The organism is Geobacillus sp. (assembly GCF_017515625.1).
GTDB classification, from domain to species: Bacteria; Bacillota; Bacilli; order Bacillales; family Anoxybacillaceae; genus Geobacillus; species Geobacillus stearothermophilus.
Map to the genome: position 1 here is coordinate 1 of NZ_JAFWFM010000062.1, position 17,023 is coordinate 17,023.

General features: G+C 55.2%; 18 protein-coding genes. All 18 read right to left on the reverse strand.

Annotated features, from left to right (window positions below; genetic code table 11):
- Positions 1–727: flagellar motor switch protein FliG (gene fliG / locus IKE44_RS03810; RefSeq protein ID WP_287465048.1), on the reverse strand; the 727-nt coding region annotated here is incomplete at its 3' end.
- Between the two features lie 12 nt (positions 728–739).
- Positions 740–2,332: a flagellar basal-body MS-ring/collar protein FliF gene (gene fliF / locus IKE44_RS03815; RefSeq protein ID WP_033016022.1), complete on the reverse strand. Its 1,593-nt coding sequence runs from the start codon at positions 2,330–2,332 to the stop codon at positions 740–742.
- Between the two features lie 84 nt (positions 2,333–2,416).
- Positions 2,417–2,713, reverse strand: coding sequence for a flagellar hook-basal body complex protein FliE (gene fliE / locus IKE44_RS03820; RefSeq protein ID WP_287465050.1), 297 nt, complete (start codon positions 2,711–2,713; stop codon positions 2,417–2,419).
- Between the two features lie 21 nt (positions 2,714–2,734).
- Positions 2,735–3,187 (reverse strand): flagellar basal body rod protein FlgC, encoded by a 453-nt coding sequence (flgC, locus tag IKE44_RS03825; protein ID WP_049624594.1) that lies wholly within the window; start codon positions 3,185–3,187, stop codon positions 2,735–2,737.
- Positions 3,188–3,190: 3 nt separating this feature from the next.
- The gene (flgB, locus tag IKE44_RS03830) at positions 3,191–3,580 is read right to left on the reverse strand and encodes a flagellar basal body rod protein FlgB (RefSeq protein ID WP_033016010.1); all 390 of its coding nucleotides are present in this window, start codon (positions 3,578–3,580) and stop codon (positions 3,191–3,193) included.
- A gap of 197 nt (positions 3,581–3,777) precedes the next feature.
- Positions 3,778–4,557, reverse strand: coding sequence for a GTP-sensing pleiotropic transcriptional regulator CodY (gene codY / locus IKE44_RS03835; protein WP_033016011.1), 780 nt, complete (start codon positions 4,555–4,557; stop codon positions 3,778–3,780).
- Positions 4,558–4,573: 16 nt separating this feature from the next.
- Positions 4,574–5,968, reverse strand: coding sequence for an ATP-dependent protease ATPase subunit HslU (hslU, locus tag IKE44_RS03840; protein ID WP_033008184.1), 1,395 nt, complete (start codon positions 5,966–5,968; stop codon positions 4,574–4,576).
- A gap of 17 nt (positions 5,969–5,985) precedes the next feature.
- The gene (hslV, locus tag IKE44_RS03845) at positions 5,986–6,528 is read right to left on the reverse strand and encodes an ATP-dependent protease subunit HslV (protein ID WP_033016012.1); all 543 of its coding nucleotides are present in this window, start codon (positions 6,526–6,528) and stop codon (positions 5,986–5,988) included.
- A gap of 24 nt (positions 6,529–6,552) precedes the next feature.
- On the reverse strand, positions 6,553–7,455 hold the full coding sequence (gene xerC / locus IKE44_RS03850; protein ID WP_033016013.1) for a tyrosine recombinase XerC: 903 nt from the start codon (positions 7,453–7,455) through the stop codon (positions 6,553–6,555).
- A gap of 92 nt (positions 7,456–7,547) precedes the next feature.
- Complete coding sequence (gene topA / locus IKE44_RS03855; protein WP_033016014.1) at positions 7,548–9,623, reverse strand: type I DNA topoisomerase; 2,076 nt, start codon at positions 9,621–9,623, stop codon at positions 7,548–7,550.
- A gap of 78 nt (positions 9,624–9,701) precedes the next feature.
- Positions 9,702–10,583 (reverse strand): DNA-processing protein DprA, encoded by an 882-nt coding sequence (dprA, locus tag IKE44_RS03860; protein ID WP_049624365.1) that lies wholly within the window; start codon positions 10,581–10,583, stop codon positions 9,702–9,704.
- A 63-nt stretch (positions 10,584–10,646) separates the two neighbouring features.
- The gene (gene sucD / locus IKE44_RS03865; protein ID WP_015374401.1) at positions 10,647–11,549 is read right to left on the reverse strand and encodes a succinate--CoA ligase subunit alpha; all 903 of its coding nucleotides are present in this window, start codon (positions 11,547–11,549) and stop codon (positions 10,647–10,649) included.
- A 17-nt stretch (positions 11,550–11,566) separates the two neighbouring features.
- Entirely contained in the window at positions 11,567–12,727 is a 1,161-nt protein-coding gene (gene sucC / locus IKE44_RS03870) for an ADP-forming succinate--CoA ligase subunit beta (RefSeq protein WP_020278184.1), read from the reverse strand.
- Positions 12,728–12,842: 115 nt separating this feature from the next.
- Positions 12,843–13,133, reverse strand: coding sequence for an EscU/YscU/HrcU family type III secretion system export apparatus switch protein (locus IKE44_RS03875; RefSeq protein WP_033016017.1), 291 nt, complete (start codon positions 13,131–13,133; stop codon positions 12,843–12,845).
- The gene (locus IKE44_RS03880; RefSeq protein ID WP_287465055.1) at positions 13,130–14,683 is read right to left on the reverse strand and encodes a flagellar hook-length control protein FliK; all 1,554 of its coding nucleotides are present in this window, start codon (positions 14,681–14,683) and stop codon (positions 13,130–13,132) included. The genes IKE44_RS03875 and IKE44_RS03880 overlap by 4 nt, the downstream gene beginning before the upstream one ends.
- Positions 14,684–14,731: 48 nt before the next feature.
- Positions 14,732–15,511: a ribonuclease HII gene (locus IKE44_RS03885; protein WP_049624363.1), complete on the reverse strand. Its 780-nt coding sequence runs from the start codon at positions 15,509–15,511 to the stop codon at positions 14,732–14,734.
- Positions 15,512–15,587: 76 nt separating this feature from the next.
- On the reverse strand, positions 15,588–16,454 hold the full coding sequence (gene ylqF / locus IKE44_RS03890; protein WP_033011146.1) for a ribosome biogenesis GTPase YlqF: 867 nt from the start codon (positions 16,452–16,454) through the stop codon (positions 15,588–15,590).
- A gap of 12 nt (positions 16,455–16,466) precedes the next feature.
- On the reverse strand, positions 16,467–17,018 hold the full coding sequence (lepB, locus tag IKE44_RS03895) for a signal peptidase I (RefSeq protein ID WP_033016029.1): 552 nt from the start codon (positions 17,016–17,018) through the stop codon (positions 16,467–16,469).
- Positions 17,019–17,023: the final 5 nt, after the last annotated feature.

The following is a 17,023-nucleotide window of genomic DNA, read 5'->3' on the forward strand; positions in this document are numbered from 1 at the left end:
CAAACACAAACATCCGCTTTTTAATTTCTTCCGCAAGCTCGGGGTCTTGAATTTCCAAAGCCTCTAAAATCGTCCGCTCCGTGCTTCGGTCGACTTGGTTCAGCACTTCGACGACCGCCTCAATGCCGCCGGTTTGCGTGTGATCTTGCATCACTGTCGCCGACAGCCGCCGCTCCAAAATTTGCTCGACTTCGCTAATGATCTCCGGCGACGTGCTGTCCATAAGCGCGATGCGCCTGGCCACATCGGCCTGCATCTCTTGCGGCAGCGCTGATAAAATCTGCCCCGCCTGCGCCGGGTCTAAATACGAAAGAATGAGAGCGATCGTTTGCGGATGCTCATGCTGAATAAAGTTTAACAGCTGCATCGGGTCGGCTTTGCGGGCGAAATCAAACGGCCGCACCATAAGCGCTGATGTCAGACGGTTGATAATGTTCATCGCCTTGTCCGGGCCGAGCGCTTTTTCCAACACTTCTTTCGCGTAGGCGATGCCGCCTTGGGCGATGTAATCCTGCGCCAAAGCGAGCTGCCGGAATTCCTCAAGCACTTCCTCTTTTTGCTCGGCCGCCACTTGGCGGACGTTGGAAATTTCGAGCGTCAGCTTTTCAATGTCTTCTTCGGATAAATGTTTATAGATGGAGGCCGATACGTCCGGGCCGAGGGAAATGAGCAAAATGGCTGCCTTTTGCCTGCCCGTCAGCCCGCCTTTCCGATCGCGTTTTGCCATACGCCGCTCCTCCTACTCTTCCGATAGCCATGTTTTCAATAGTTTGGCAAACTCATCCGGTTTTTCTTTCGCCAACCGCTCCAGCTGCCGACGGCGCAGCACCGCCTCCGTCTCCGGCGGCTCCGGCAAATCCGGCTCGACCGGAAGCGGCGGGGCGAATGCGAGCTCCTCCTCTTCTTCTTCTTCTTCATCTTCACGGCGGCGTCGCAGCCAGAAGAAGAGCAGTAGGGCAATGAGCAATAGCGCGCCTCCGCCGGCCGCGTACCACCGCCACGCCGGCTGAACCGGCGCCGGTTCGGTGAATACCGGTTTGCCGTTGAGCTTTTGCACCGAGACGACGACGCGGCTATTGACATCCTGGTCGGTCAGCGCCTGCGCTTCTTCTTTGTCAATCGACGTCCGGACAATCGTCCCTAATAGTTTTTGAATGTCATTGACCGTTTCCGGCGGCAATGAATTCGGATCATCCGGATTTGGCGGCTCGACCATCACTTGAATGCCTAGATCGCGAATTTTATACGGGCTTTCTACGATTTGTTTTTTAATTTTGTTGACCTCATTGTTGATCGTTTCTTCGGTCCGCTCATAGTTTCCGTTCGTTCCGCCGTTTGCTCCTTGGTAGCCCGGCACTTCATTCGTCCCCGTTCCGGCCGTGCCGCCCGGCGGCGCACCGCTTCCCGAGTACGTCTCTTTAATGCGCTGGACGCTGACGGCAATGCCTTCATTGTTCTTTTCGTCCACCGGAGCGACCAACTGCTCCTCTCGCTTTTCCTGTGTAAAGTCGATGTCGGCCGTCACCGAGACAACGACTTTGTCCTGCCCCATCATCGTGCCGAGCATTCGCTGGACTTGCCGTTGAATGTCGCGTTCGATTTGTCGTTTGATCTGTTGCTGCTCAGTGAATGCCGCCGCTGTCGAATTTTTGTTTTCATTTTTCAAATCGAAATACTCAAAAAACTGGTTCATAATGACGATATTATCTGTAGAGAGGTGGGGAACACTTTTGGCGACGAGATGATACAAAGCCCGAATTTGCTCGTCGCTGAATTCATAGCCCGGCTTCGTCTTCAGCACGATCGAAGCCGAGGCTTCCCCCTTTTCATCGGAAACGAATACGCTCGGCTGCGGAAGATTAATCATCACTTTCGCGTCCTCGACGCCGTCGATCGTTTTGATTAAGTTGGCGAGCTCCGTTTGCATCGCCTTCAGTTTCACCATATTAAACTCGTTGTCGGTCATGCCGAAGCTCGCGTTTTGGCCGAAAAACGAATAATCAATAACCCCGCTGTTCGGAATGCCCTCGGCGGCCAGCTCGACTTTCAGCGCATCCACTTGCTCTTTCGGCACTTTAATTGTCGTGCCGCCATCCGTCACTTCGGCGGGAACACCGCGCTGATCCAGCGTCGCCTTGATTTGTCCGGCTTCTTGCGGCGTCAAATCGCTGTATAGAGGCACCATTTCCGTCCTGAAGGCGAAAAAAATACCGAGGCCAAGGATCAAAAGGACCGTAGCCGCGCCTCCGGCGGCAAGCCATTTCTGTTTTTTCGTCCGCTCTTGCCAAAACAAACGGGCCCGGCCCCACCACTCTTTCCACTTGTTGCTCATACGATTCCCCCGATCATCCAGCCATACAGCCGCCGCGGCCACCGTTCGGCCATGGCGGGCTCTGTATGTATCGTCCCTTGCTGTCTACAACGGCATGCGCATCATTTCCTGGTACGCCTCAACCGCTTTGTTACGGATTTCGATCGTCAGTTGCAGCGCGATGCTTGCCTTTTGCGACGCGATCATCACATCATGCAATTGGACGTTTTCCCCACGGACAAGCTTTTCTGTCAGCGCATCTGCCTCGATTTGTGCGTTATTGACATTGTTGAGCGCTTCTTTGAAAAAGGAGGCGAACTGCTTTTGCACCGCTGCCGGCTTCACCGGGCTTGAAGCGGCGGTCGCCGGCGCCAGCCCGATGCGGCTCACTCCATCAACCATTTGTCATTCCTCCTCTTCGGCTTATTTCCCGATTTCAAGCGCCTTCATGAGCATCCCTTTTGAAGCGTTCAGCGCGGTGACATTCGCCTCATACGAGCGCGTCGCACCGATCAAATCGACCATTTCTTTGAGCGGTTCGACGTTTGGCAGGCGAACGTAGCCATCTGCGCCCGCATCCGGATGGTCCGGGTCGTAGACGAGTTTAAACGGAGCCGGATCGTCAGCAATTTCGTGCACCCGAACGCCGTTGCCGACAGCTTCAGCACGTCCGAGGGCGGCCTGCAAATAGCCCGAAAACGCCCCGCTCTGCGGTTCGATGATGACCATTTTGCGTCGGTACGGCTCCCATTCGCCATTGACGAAGCGGGCCCGCGTCGTATCAGCGTTGGCGATGTTGGAAGAAATCACGTCCATGCGCAGCCGCTGAGCGGTGAGCGCCGACGCCGAAATGTTTAAGCTTTGAAACACGGACACAGCCTATTTTCCTCCTTTGATCACCGTCTTTAGCGTATTGAATTTGCCGTTTAACCGCTCAATCAGAGCGTTATAATAAATTTGGTTTCCTGCCAATTTCGACATTTCTTGGTCGATATCGACACTGTTTCCATTATGATTGTAACTGATGCTGGCATTGGTCGTCACGACAATTTTTCCATTCTGTTCGTTTCGAAACGGAAAATGGCGCGGATCCGTCCGTTTGGCCTCAAGGGCAAGCGCCCGGTCAAGCTCCGCCTGAAAGCGCACATCTTTCGCCTTATAGCCCGGCGTATCGGCGTTGGCGATATTGTCGGCGATCGCCTGTTGGCGAAGCGCAGCGTAGCGAAGCCCTTGTTCAAGCCAACCGATCGTCGCTGAAAAGAGCGCCAATGGAATCCCCTCTTTTCTCCTATTTTTCGACAGTTTCTGCTAATTTTCATTTTACGGGAAAGAAAACCTAATGTATAGACGGAACTTGGTACTATTTTTCGAAGATGCCATGACAGAAAAACGATGCCAAAGATGTTTGTCAACAACAAAAAACCCGCCGGGCCAAAATACCCAGCGGGCTTAGGCAGCTATGCCGTTCAGCTTGATTTCAATTTTTCCAGTTCGCTTAAAAACTTGTCATTCAATACTTTAATGTACGTTCCTTTCATGCCGAGCGAGCGCGATTCGATGACGCCGGCGCTTTCAAGCTTGCGCAGGGCGTTGACGATCACCGAACGGGTGATGCCGACGCGGTCGGCGATTTTGCTGGCGACAAGCAGCCCTTCCGTTCCGTCAAGCTCTTCAAAAATATGTTCAATCGCCTCAAGTTCGCTGTAAGAAAGCGAGCTGATCGCCATTTGCACGACCGCCTTGCTGCGCGCTTCCTCTTCGATTTCTTCCGCTTTTTCACGCAAAATTTCCATGCCGACGACCGTTGCGCCATACTCGGCCAAAATCAGGTCATCGTTATCAAACTCACGATCAAGGCGCGACAAAATAAGCGTGCCGAGCCGTTCGCCTCCGCCGTTGATCGGAACGATCGTCGTCAAACCGGTTTTGAACAAGTCACGATTTTCCACTGGAAACGCCGTATATTCGCTATTAATATCGATATTAGGGGACGTTTCCGTAATGTTGAACAATTTTTTCGTGTATTCTTCCGGAAACTGGCGCTCCTCAAGCATCCGTTTCATCCGTTCGTTTTCAATCGACTGTTTAATGGCGAAGCCAAGCAGTTTGCCGCGGCGGCTGACGACGAACACGTTCGCTTCAATGACATCGCAAAGCGTTTCCGCCATCTCTTTGAAATTGACCGGCCGCCCAGCTGCCTTCTGCAGCATGGCGTTGATTTTTCGTGTTTTCTCTAGCAAGTTCATCGAGTCCATCTCCTCCTCATAAAATAAATTCGCTCAAATCTTTGTTTTTGACGATGCTGCCGAGTTTTTGCTCAACGTATTGCGGCGTGATGACGACTTTGTCGAGCCCGATATCGGGCGCTTCAAACAGCAAATCCTCAAGCAGTTTTTCCAAAATCGTATGTAGCCGGCGCGCGCCGATGTTGTCAGTCGTCTGGTTGACTTCGAAGGCCACTTCGGCAATCTTACGAATAGCATCGTCAGAAAATTCAAGACTTATACCTTCTGTTGCCAAAAGTGCCTGATATTGTTTAATGAGCGCATTATTCGGCTCGACCAATATACTTACGAAATCGTCAACCGAAAGTTTCGCCAACTCGACGCGGATCGGAAACCGACCTTGCAGCTCAGGGATCAAGTCGGACGGCTTCGCCATATGAAACGCGCCGGCGGCGATGAACAAAATATGGTCCGTTTTGACCGGTCCGTATTTCGTCATGACCGTCGATCCTTCGACGATCGGCAAGATGTCGCGCTGCACCCCTTCGCGCGAGACGTCGGCCGATCCGGACACCGCCCCGCTGCGGGCAATTTTATCAATTTCATCGATAAAGATGATGCCCGACTGTTCGGCGAGGCGGACCGCCTCTTGCGTCACTTCATCCATGTCGATCAGTTTTTGCGCTTCTTCATTGATGAGCACCTTGCGCGCTTCACTCACTTTCAGGCGCCGCTTTTTGCGTCGCCGCGGCATCAGGCTGCTGAGCGCGTCTTGCATATTCACGCCCATCTGCTCAATGCCCGTCCCTTGCAAAAAGTCAAAGAGCATTGGCGTCTGCTCCTCAATTTCAATCGTGACCATCTCGTTTTCGAGCTGGCCGTTTGCCAGCTGCCAGGCCACTTGACGCCGTTTTTGCTCGATTTGTTCATCCTCATGGCCGTAGCTGTTGTCCGACGGATTCCCTTGGCCGCCAAACAACAGCTCGAGCGGATTTTTGATCGTTTGCTTTTGTTTGCCCGGAACGAGCAGTTCAACGAGCCGCTTGTTCGCCTGTTGTTCAGCTCGGTCTTTCACCTCATTCATTTTTCGTTCTTTCACGATCCGAACTGACGTTTCCACCAAATCGCGCACCATCGATTCGACGTCGCGCCCGACATAACCGACTTCCGTAAATTTCGTCGCCTCAACCTTGATAAACGGCGCGCCGACGAGCTTCGCGAGACGGCGGGCGATCTCCGTCTTCCCGACCCCGGTCGGGCCGATCATTAAAATGTTTTTCGGCATTACTTCATCGCGCAGTTTTTCATCGAGCAAACTGCGGCGGTACCGGTTGCGAAGCGCGATCGCCACCGCCTTTTTCGCCTCTTTTTGTCCGACGATAAACTGGTCGAGCTTCTCAACAATTTGCCGTGGAGTCAACGATTCCGCCATCATCGGCCTCCTCCTTTTTACAGCTCTTCGACAATAATATGGCTGTTCGTATAAACGCAAATGTCAGCGGCGATCTCCAGCGCCGCCTTCGCAATCTCCTTGGCGGTCATCGAGCCGCCGGCGTACTTCTTCAACGCACGCCCAGCAGCCAACGCATACTGACCGCCCGAGCCGATGGCGAGCATGCCGTCATCCGGTTCAATCACTTCCCCTGTGCCGGAAATCAGCAGCAAATGTTCCTTATCCATGACAATCAACATCGCCTCAAGGCGGCGCAACACTTTATCGCTCCGCCACTCTTTCGCCAGCTCGACGGCCGCACGCGGCAAGTTGCCGTTGACCTGTTCCAGCTTGCCTTCAAACATTTCAAACAGCGTAAACGCGTCCGCCACTGAGCCGGCAAAGCCGGCTAGCACTTTGCCTTGAAACAGGCGCCGCACTTTTTTCGCTGTATGCTTCATCACGACGGCGTTGCCGAACGTCACTTGGCCGTCGCCAGCCATCGCCGCTGCGCTGTTATGGCGGATGGCAAAAATCGTCGTTGCATGAAAGCGTTCCATCGCTTTCCCCTCCTTACATGCGGGCTATGCCCGCGGATGCGCCTGCAAATAAATATGTCGCAACCGGTCTTTCGTTACATGTGTATACACTTGCGTCGATGACAAATGCGCATGGCCGAGCAGTTCCTGCACCGAACGGAGATCGGCCCCTTCGTTGAGCAAATGAGTCGCAAACGTATGCCGAAGCACATGCGGGCTGATGTTTTGCGTCAGCGCAGCAGCTTCGACAATCCGATCCAAAATATGGCGCACTCCCCGAGGCGTGAGCGGATTGCCTCGGGCGTTGACAAATAAATAGCGGTGGTCCGCCCGCAGCTTTCTGGTCAGCTCGCGTCGGCCCCCATGAATATACCGTTCAAGCGCTTCGCGGGCCGGACGGCCAAACGGAACGTAGCGCTGCTTGTTTCCTTTGCCGTGAATGAGCACAGTTTCCGCCACAAAATCGACATCAGACAGCTGTATGTGACAACATTCACTAACCCGAGCACCAGTCGCGTACAACAACTCAAGCAGCGCCGTATTGCGCTGGCCGAGGGCCGTATTTTCATCATTGACAAGAAACAACGCTTCTAATTCTTTCGGGTATAAAAAATTAGGAATTTTTTGCTCTTTCTTCGGCAGTGTCGCAAGCGCAAACGGATTTTCGGCCGCCCGCCCTTCGCGCATCAAAAATTTGTAAAAGCTGCGCAAACTGGAAATTTTACGGGCGACCGAACGGCTGGCCAAATGCTGGCCATACAGTTTCGTCAAATATAAGCGGACGTCGCTGTAGGCGACTTGGTCAAGCTCATTGATCCCTTCTTCGTTCATGAACTGGAAAAACTGCTCAATATCGCGCCGGTAGCACGCAATAGTATATTGTGAATAATTTTTCTCGATTTGTAAATATTCCATGAACAATTGTAACGCAAATGTCGCATTTTTCATCGCCTCACCCCGCAATGCCTCTACATCGTACCATATGATTGGTTGCAGCGCAACTATTTCTTCTAAAATTCTGAATTGTGTTCAACACTCCGTTATGTTTCCGGCTGTTCTTCATAATCGCAGGCCGTGCACTGCACTTGCACGCCTTTTTTTAACTTTTTCTCGACAAGCAGGCCGCCGCATTTCGGGCATGGGCGGGCAAGCGGTTTATCCCAGGAGACAAAATCGCACTCCGGAAAGCGGCTGCAACCGTAAAAGATCCGCTTTTTCTTCGTGTTGCGCTCGACAATCTCTCCTTCATGGCACTTCGGGCATTTGACGCCGATTTGTTTGACGATCGGCTTCGTATGGCGGCATTCGGGAAAATTGGAGCAGGCGATAAACTTGCCGAAGCGGCCCATTTTGTACACCATCGGGCTGCCGCATATGTCGCAGTCGATCCCGGCCGGCTCGTCTTTAATCTCCACTTCGCGCATTTCTTTTTCCGCCACTTTCAACCTTTTCTCGAACTCGCGGTAAAACTCATCGACGACTTTGATCCATTCCACTTTTCCCTCTTCAATTCCATCCAGCTCTTTTTCCATTTTCGCCGTAAACTCGACATCGATGATTTCCGGGAAAAACTCTAGCATCAGCTCGACAACGATTTCCCCGAGCTCCGTCGGGACGAACCGTTTGTTTTCCAACACGACGTAGTTGCGTTTTTGGATCGTATCGAGCGTCGGGGCGTAGGTCGATGGGCGGCCGATGCCGAGCTCCTCCAACGTTTTGACAAGGCGCGCTTCCGTATAGCGCGGCGGCGGCTGGGTAAAGTGCTGCTTCGGGTCGACCGCCTCGCTCTTGACCGTCTCCCCTTCCGTCAAGTCCGGAAGAAGCCGGTCTTGCTCTTCCGCTTGATCGTCCGTCCCTTCAATATACACTTTCATAAACCCCGGAAACTTCACCGTCGAGCCGCTCGCGCGGAACACGACGCCGTTGTTTTCCAGCTCGACGCTCATTGTGTCGAGCACCGCCGCCGCCATCTGGCTGGCGATAAACCGTTCCCAAATGAGTTTATACAACCGAAACTGGTCGCGCGTCAAATATGGCTTCACGTTCTCCGGATCGCGAAACGCCGAGGTCGGGCGAATCGCCTCGTGGGCGTCTTGGGCGTTCGCGCTGTTCTTTTCTTTCCGCTTCTCCTGACTGACGTACGCCGCGCCGAATTTGGCCTCAATGTACGCTGCCGCCTCTTGCTGCGCCGTTTCGGCGATGCGTGTCGAATCGGTGCGCATGTACGTAATGAGCCCGACCGTTCCTTCGCTGCCGAGGTCGATCCCTTCGTACAGCTGCTGGGCGATCATCATCGTCTTTTTCGTGCGGAAATTCAGCTTACGCGCCGCCTCCTGCTGCAGTGACGATGTGGTAAATGGGGGCACCGGGCTGCGTTTTCGCTCCCGCTTTGTCACCGTTTTCACCGTAAACGCGGGCCCGCTCAAGCGGGCGAGCACCGCTTTGACGTCCGCTTCCGTTTTTAATTCCCGCTTTTCGCCGTCCATCCCGTAAAACGAAGCCGCAAACGCCTCATCCCCTTTTTGAAACGTCGCTTGAATCGTCCAATATTCTTCCGGCTGAAACTGGCGGATTTCTTTTTCCCGGTCGATGATCAGACGGAGCGCAACCGATTGGACGCGGCCGGCGCTCAACCCTTTTTTGACTTTTTTCCATAAGAGCGGGCTGATGTTGTAGCCGACGAGGCGGTCGAGCACGCGCCGCGCCTGTTGGGCGTCGACAAGATTCATGTTGATGGAGCGCGGCTGCTGGAACGACTGTTGAATGGCATCCTTTGTAATTTCATGAAAAACGACGCGGCAGTCTGAGTGAATGTCTAAATCGAGCATGTGGGCCAAATGCCAGGCGATCGCTTCCCCTTCCCGATCCGGGTCGGCGGCAAGAAACACTTTTTTCGCCTTTTTGGCCGCCATTTTCAGCTCCTTAATCACCTGGCCTTTGCCGCGAATCGTAATATATTTCAATGCGTAGCCGCGGTCTATATCAACGCCCATCTGGCTTTTTGGCAAATCGCGAACGTGTCCCATCGAAGCTTTGACCGTATATTTTTTTCCTAAGTACCGCTCGATCGTCTTCGCTTTCGTTGGCGATTCGACGATAACCAAGTAGTCTGACATCCATCTTCCACCCCTAGGAAGTAAATTGAAATCTTCATTATTATTAATGATTATTGCCGCATTTGTCAAACATGATCATTATACGTACGGGAATTCGACGATGATGTCTTCCGCTTCCTGCACTAGTTTTGCCCCGTGCTGAATAAGCGTATTCGGCCCGGCTGCCTCGGCCGCCCCGATCGGACCGGGGACGGCAAACACTTCCCGCCCTTGCTCGAGCGCATACGCGGCGGTGATGAGCGAACCGCTTTTCCGTTTCGCTTGCACGACGAGCGTGCCGAGCGACAGTCCGCTGATGATGCGGTTGCGCGCCGGAAAGTGCCATGCCTGCGGCTTCGTTGCCGGCGGATGTTCGGCGATGACAAGCTGTTCATTCATCAAATAGCGGGCGAAGGGCCAGTGCGCTTTCGGGTAAACATGATCCAGCCCGCCGGCGATGACGGCGATCGTCGTTCCGCCGTACTTGACAGCAAGCCGATGGGCATGAATGTCGATGCCGGCAGCCAGCCCGCTGACGATCGTCCATCCGGCGGCCGAAAGGGGCGGAACAAGCTTGTCAAGCGCTTCGAGCCCGTATTTGGTCGGGCGCCGCGTGCCGACGATGCTGATCAACTTTGTTTGTTGAAGCAAGCCGGCGTTCCCTTTTGCATACAGCACCCATGGCGGCGCGTAAATATGCTTTAACAGCGGCGGATAGTGATCATCGAACACGGTTATGACGTGAATGCGGCGAGCTTGATACGTTTTGATGAGCCGGTGAAGATCAATGGAATGCAGGTCGCGGAAAAAAGCAGCGAATTGTTGAGAAGTAAGCGGAACGAGCGGGCGAAGGGATTGAGGGGACATGAAAAATGGAGCGGCAAGCGTCGGGTCCGCGTCAAGCAGAGAGCGGATCGTCTTCCAGCCGGCTCCGCGGCAATGGTGAAGATGAATGAGCCGGTCGCGAACTGTATCGTACATACCATTCTCCTTTCTGCGTCAATGGCAAACAGCGCCCCGCACGGCAACGTGCGGAGCCCCATGTTAATGCGTTTTGCATTTTTCGTATAAACCGCGCTCTTTCAAGACCGAAATGAGCGTTTCGCCGATGACGGCCGGCGTTTCCGCTACTTTGATGCCGCATTCGGTCATTTTCTTGATTTTTTCCGCCGCCGTGCCTTTGCCGCCGGAAATGATAGCGCCGGCATGGCCCATCCGTTTGCCCGGAGGCGCCGTTTGCCCGCCGATAAAGCCGACGACCGGCTTCGTCATGTTCGCTTTCACCCATTCGGCCGCTTCTTCTTCCGCCGTGCCGCCGATTTCGCCGATCATAATGACCGCGTACGTCTCCTCGTCTTCGTTAAACGCCTTCAGCACATCGATGAAATTCGTGCCGTTGACCGGGTCGCCGCCAATGCCGACCGCCGTCGATTGGCCGATGCCGGCTTGCGTCAATTGGTGAACCGCTTCATACGTCAGCGTGCCGGAGCGCGAGACGATGCCGACGTGCCCTTTTTTATGGATGTAGCCCGGCATAATGCCGATTTTGCACTCTTCCGGCGTAATGACGCCCGGGCAGTTCGGGCCGATGAGGCGAGTCTTTTTCCCTTCCATGTACCGCTTCACTTTCACCATATCGAGCACCGGAATGCCTTCGGTGATGCAGACGACAAGATCAAGCCCGGCGTCGACTGCTTCCATAATAGCGTCTGCAGCAAACGCCGGCGGAACGTAAATGACCGAGGCGTTCGCGCCTGTTTTTTCGACCGCTTCGGAAACGGTGTCAAACACCGGCACGCCTTCGACTTCCGTGCCGCCTTTGCCCGGCGTAACGCCACCGACAATGTTCGTGCCGTATTCAATCATCTGTTTTGTATGAAACAGCCCTTGCGAACCGGTAATCCCTTGTACGATCACTTTCGTATCTTTATTGACAAAAACACTCACGTGTCTCCCTCGCTTTCTTAACGTACTAGCTCGACGATTTTTTGCGCGCCGTCCGCCATCGATTCCGCCGCCGTAATGTTCAAGCCCGATTCTTCTAAAATCTTTTTCCCGAGCTCGACGTTCGTACCCTCAAGACGGACGACAAGCGGAAGCGTGAGGCCGACTTGCTTCGTCGCTGCGACGATGCCGCTCGCGATGACGTCGCATTTCATAATGCCGCCGAAAATGTTGACGAAAATGCCTTTCACGTTTGGGTCCGACAAAATGATTTTGAACGCTTCCGTCACTTTTTCCTCGCTGGCGCCGCCGCCGACATCGAGGAAGTTGGCCGGCTCGCCGCCGTAATATTTGATGATGTCCATCGTCGCCATCGCCAAGCCGGCGCCGTTGACCATGCAGCCGATGTTGCCGTCAAGGGCGATGTAGTTCAAGTCGTATTTCGATGCTTCAACCTCTTTCGGATCTTCTTCGTCCAAATCTCGGTATTCGAGCACGTCCGGGTGGCGGTACAACGCGTTCGAATCAAAGTTCAGCTTCGCGTCAAGCGCCATCACCTTGCCGTCGCCGGTGACGACAAGCGGGTTGATTTCGGCGATCGAGCAGTCTTTGTCGACAAACACTTGGTACAAGCCCATCATAAATTTGACCGCTTGGTTGACGAGATGCTTCGGAATGTTGATGTTGAACGCCAAGCGGCGCGCTTGGAACGCCTGCAGCCCGACGGCCGGGTCAATGTACTCTTTGAAAATTTTCTCCGGCGTTTTCGCCGCGACTTCTTCGATTTCCGTGCCGCCTTCTTCCGAGCCCATCAACACGACGCGCGAGGTGGCGCGGTCGACGACAAGGCCGATATAGTATTCTTTTTGGATGTCGCACCCTTCTTCAATCAACAGCCGTTTCACTTCTTTTCCTTCCGGGCCGGTTTGGTGGGTGACGAGCACTTTGCCGAGCAGTTCGCTGGCGTATGTACGGACTTCCTCTAAGCTTTTCGCCACTTTCACCCCGCCCGCTTTGCCGCGCCCGCCGGCATGAATTTGCGCCTTGACAACGCATACCGGCGTGCCGAGCGCTTTGGCGGCTTCCACTGCTTCATCAACCGTGAACGCGACGCGGCCGTTCGGCACGCTTACGCCATAGCTTCGCAAAATTTCTTTTGCTTGGTATTCATGAATGTTCATGCGCCAACCTCCTATGTATGAAACTGAAAAAGTCTTAGCGCTTTCATTTTATACCTAACATTTCCCGCTTGTCCACCGTTTCGTCGCAAAATTGAGAAATTAGGAGGTTGAAAAATCATCCCTTTTCTCCCTCCGTTTCCTGTTTCGCCGCCTGATCCAGCTGATAAAGGAACGCAAACAACTCCGCCACAACCGCATACAGCACTTCCGGAATCGTGTTATCGATTTCCACTTTGCTGAGAAGTTCAACGAGCGACGGATCCTTTCGAATCGGCACGCCATGCTGTTGGGCGGCAGCGATGATCGCTTCCGCCGCCGTTCCCGCTCCCTTCGCTTTCACGACAGGCGCTTCGTGAACCGCCGCGTCATAGGACAGGGCGACCGCTTTTTTCCGCTCCTCGCTCATACGCGCCAATCCACCTCGCTGCTGCTGCCGGCAAACGGCAGCACGGAAGGGGCCGGGGGACTAGCTTCGGCCGCTTTCACATCAATGCCCGACAGCAGATAACCGTGCGCCTGAAGACGCTCTTTCACCAGCGGGGCAAAGCGATGAACGAGCTCCGGCAGCCTCGGATCATCGTGAAAAAGGGAAATGTGGACGATCCGCCGCTGCACACGCATATCGATCAAAATCCCGCCCAGTTGTTCGAGCGTGACGCTGCAAACGATGCGGCTATAATCGGGATCAAGCGCCCCTCCATCCTTCCGCCGCCCTTGCCAATAAACCGAAAAATCGTGGTTGCGCCCGCCCAGCGGCAAAGGAAAAGAAATCCAAATGTGCCCGACAGGCCCATCGCTTCCGGCGATGACGGCCATTCCGTCAAGGCGGTCAAGAAACGCTTCCGCCGCGGCTTCTGCCTCTTTGCTTCCCGCTCCGCCGAGCAGATGAAGAAGCAGCCGTCTCAACGAAGGAGCCATCGGCGGCGCGCCTCTTGTTTTCAACGCTTCGGCGAGCATCGCCTCATCCTCAAGCCCGAGGCGGCCAGCGATCCGCCTCAACCAATGAAACAGCGACAGCGCCGGGTCGCCGGCCGTGAGGACAGACGTCCACAGCTTCGCTTCCGCCTCTGACAGCGCACCGCTTTTGCAGGCGGCATCGACAGCGGCAAAGCGCGCGAAAAACGCTTCCTCGTCCGTCAGGCCGAGCAGCTTCCCGACTTCAGCAAACTGCCGCTGCTGCATGGCGTTCTGAATGGCGGCCATCCGTCCTGCCGGAAGCGGAACAAGCCCGAGGCGGAAAAGAAGCGCATGAGCCGGCCCCTCCGCTCCTTCTTCCGCTGTCAACAACAGGCGCACCGCTGCCTCATAGGCGAACAGCGGCGGCGAAAGAAGACGGTCAGCCGCCTGCTTGAACACCGGCGCCATCGGGCCTGAAGAACGTTCAGTGAACACCGCTTTTAGCCTTTCAAGCTGCACTGCGAGCGGCTCTCCGGTCCGCGCCGCCCACAGTGCGCGAAATACGGCGGGAGACGGCGGGAGGCGGCGATGGAACAAATAAGCAAGCACCTCCTCCGCGTCGGCCGGCCGGCCGGTTTTTCGCACCGCTGCAGCCAGTTCCGCCGCGTCTTCTTTCGTTACGGCCGCGCCTGCCTTCAGCGCTTGGCGAAGCACCGGGAGCGCGGCCTCGGGCAGCTTCCACGCCTGCTGCCATCGGTGGACGACATCTTCACGGGGAACCGCCTGCTCCGGTTCGGAAAGCGCGACCGCTTTCCAGTAAACGTTGCTGCCGCTTTCCTTGATTTCAAACAAGTACGTGCGCCCGGCGGCAAGCGGCGCCTCGAGGCGGGCGCGCACGAGGCGGCCGCCGGTGCGGACAAGCGCTGTCCGCTCCCCCGTCTCCGCCTCTTCCACCCGCTCGATTCGGCCGACAACCGCCTGCCCCGGCCGAAACTGTCCGCTTGACGCCGCATCACGGACGGCGGCTACAGGAACGGTTCGTTCCATCCGCTCCACCATTTTGCTTTCCCCCTTTCGTCCCGGCCCGCATCCCAGCCGTGGGGCCGGCTAATTTTCAACGCCCGCCGCTTCCTTTACCGGCGCGAACGAGCGGCGGTGCTCCGGCGTTATGCCGTAACGGCGGATCGCCTCGAGATGCTCCGGCGTCCCGTAACCCATATGGCGGGCAAACCCGTACTGCGGATAGCGGCGGTCGAGCTCTTTCATCAGCCGGTCGCGCGTCACTTTGGCCATAATGGAAGCCGCGGCGATCGAAGCGCTGTTGGCATCGCCTTTCATCAGACGCCGCTGCGGCAGCGCGCACGGCACCGCCATCGCATCAACGAGCAAGTAGTCAGGCGGCGGCGACAGCGCGCTGACCGCCTTTGCCATCGCCTGTTTCGTCGCCTCGTAAATATTCCGCTCATCAATTTCCGCCGCACTGACAATGCCGATGCCGACCGCAACCGCACACGCCTCGATTTGCGCAAACAACGCCTCGCGCTTGGCTGCTGTCAGCCGTTTCGAATCGTCAAGCCCTGGCAAGTAGGCGTCAGGCGGCAAAATGACCGCCGCCGCGACGACCGGGCCAGCAAGCGGCCCGCGCCCGGCCTCGTCAATGCCGGCGATTCGTTCGATGCCGGCGGCGTACAGTTCACGCTCATAGCGCATCAACTCCTCCCAACGCCGCCGCATCACTTTTTCCCGCTCTTTTTGTTTCACAAAACGGGCAAGCAGCGCCTGCACGCTTTTCCGTTCATCGCGCCGCAGCATCTCCCAGCGCGGGTCATCCTCGCCGCCAAGCTCCGGAAGCAGCGCTTCGATTTCTTTTACCGTGTACTCCTTCATGTTTCTCTCCCTTTTCTACTTATACTATCGGCCATGTTCAGCCGGCTGCGAAGCAAAAAACGCCCGCCGGACGCCATTACGTCCAGGAAGCGGGCGTTTCAAAACTCAACCGTCCTAATTTTTCGGTGCGAATGTCGTATAAGACAATGTCAGCGACCTTGTCATAGTCAATGCCGCCGCCCGCTGTCAGGCAGCCGCGCCGCCGGCCGATGGCGTCAAATAAGGCGACGATGTCATCGGGGATGCTGTCAAGGCGGTAGCGCTCCGACAGCCGTTCCGGATAATGGACTGACAAAAAGCGGAGCGCATAGGCAGCGACGTCTTGCAAGTTCAAAATTTCATCTTTGATCGCTCCGGTGACCGCGAGCTTGAAGCCGACGTCTTCATCCTCGAACTTTGGCCATAAAATCCCTGGCGTATCAAGCAGCTCCATTTCTTTGCCGACTTTGATCCATTGCTGCGCTTTCGTCACCCCCGGCTTATCGCCGGTTTTGGCGATATGGCGGCCGGCGAGCCGGTTGATGAGCGTCGATTTGCCGACATTCGGGATGCCGACAATGAGCGCCCGCACGGGGCGTGGATTTTTAATGCCCTTCGCCCGCATTTTCTCAAATTTCTCTTTTACCATTTCTTTGGCAATGAAAGCGATTTGCCTGACCCCCGTCCCGCTTTGCGCATCGATGGCGATGGCTGTTCGGCCTTGGCCGCGGAAATAGCGGATCCATTGCTCAGTCACGGCCTCATCGGCCATATCCGCCTTATTGAGCAAAATGAGGCGCGGCTTTTGTCCGAGAATGTCATCGATCATCGGGTTGCGCGATGACATCGGCAAACGGGCGTCAAGCAGCTCAAACGCTACGTCGATCAACTTTAATTTTTCTTGCACTTCCCTCTTCGCTTTTGCCATATGGCCGGGAAACCATTGAATCACTGTCATTGGCATCACCTGCCTCGTTTATTTCACAATCCGGGCGTCAGAAAGCGGCCAATACACAAGATTCGCCTTGCCAACGACTTTTGACATCGGAATGAAGCCGATATGGCGGCTGTCTTTGCTGAATCGGCGATTGTCGCCCATGACGAACAAATGCCCTTCCGGCACCGTGCTCCGCCCGGTCAATTCCTCAAGTGTAAACGGCTCGGTCAGCGGCCCGTCGGCAACCTGCTTTTTACGTTCGTCCAAATACGGCTCTTTATACGGTTTGCCGTTTACGTACAAGGTATCATTTTTGTACTCGATCCGGTCGCCCGGCAAGCCGATCACCCGTTTAATATAGTCTCTCCCTTCCTCGGCATGAAACACAATAATATCGAAACGATGCGGCATGCCGATTTTGTAGGCCAACTTATTGACAATCATCCGCTCGTGATTATGTAACGTCGGCATCATCGAAATGCCGTCGACGATAATCGGGGCAAAAATAAAGTAGCGGATGCCCCCGGCCAACAGCACCGCAACAACAATGGCTTTCAGCCATTCGCGCCATTCGCTTTTTTTCTGTTCCATTGTCC

Excerpts from the sequence above, each read along its gene's own strand:
- topA (WP_033016014.1), bottom strand. The coding sequence starts at position 9,623 with ATGTCAGACTACTTGGTTATCGTCGAATCGCCAACGAAAGCGAAGACG.
- sucC (WP_020278184.1), bottom strand. The coding sequence starts at position 12,727 with ATGAACATTCATGAATACCAAGCAAAAGAAATTTTGCGAAGCTATGGC.
- IKE44_RS03875 (WP_033016017.1), bottom strand. The coding sequence starts at position 13,133 with ATGAGCGAGGAGCGGAAAAAAGCGGTCGCCCTGTCCTATGACGCGGCG.
- codY (WP_033016011.1), bottom strand. The coding sequence starts at position 4,557 with ATGAACTTGCTAGAGAAAACACGAAAAATCAACGCCATGCTGCAGAAG.
- fliF (WP_033016022.1), bottom strand. The coding sequence starts at position 2,332 with ATGAGCAACAAGTGGAAAGAGTGGTGGGGCCGGGCCCGTTTGTTTTGG.
- IKE44_RS03880 (WP_287465055.1), bottom strand. The coding sequence starts at position 14,683 with ATGGTGGAGCGGATGGAACGAACCGTTCCTGTAGCCGCCGTCCGTGAT.
- IKE44_RS03885 (WP_049624363.1), bottom strand. The coding sequence starts at position 15,511 with ATGAAGGAGTACACGGTAAAAGAAATCGAAGCGCTGCTTCCGGAGCTT.
- ylqF (WP_033011146.1), bottom strand. The coding sequence starts at position 16,454 with ATGCCAATGACAGTGATTCAATGGTTTCCCGGCCATATGGCAAAAGCG.
- xerC (WP_033016013.1), bottom strand. The coding sequence starts at position 7,455 with ATGAAAAATGCGACATTTGCGTTACAATTGTTCATGGAATATTTACAA.
- hslV (WP_033016012.1), bottom strand. The coding sequence starts at position 6,528 with ATGGAACGCTTTCATGCAACGACGATTTTTGCCATCCGCCATAACAGC.
- hslU (WP_033008184.1), bottom strand. The coding sequence starts at position 5,968 with ATGGCGGAATCGTTGACTCCACGGCAAATTGTTGAGAAGCTCGACCAG.
- dprA (WP_049624365.1), bottom strand. The coding sequence starts at position 10,583 with ATGTACGATACAGTTCGCGACCGGCTCATTCATCTTCACCATTGCCGC.
- fliE (WP_287465050.1), bottom strand. The coding sequence starts at position 2,713 with ATGGTTGATGGAGTGAGCCGCATCGGGCTGGCGCCGGCGACCGCCGCT.
- lepB (WP_033016029.1), bottom strand. The coding sequence starts at position 17,018 with ATGGAACAGAAAAAAAGCGAATGGCGCGAATGGCTGAAAGCCATTGTT.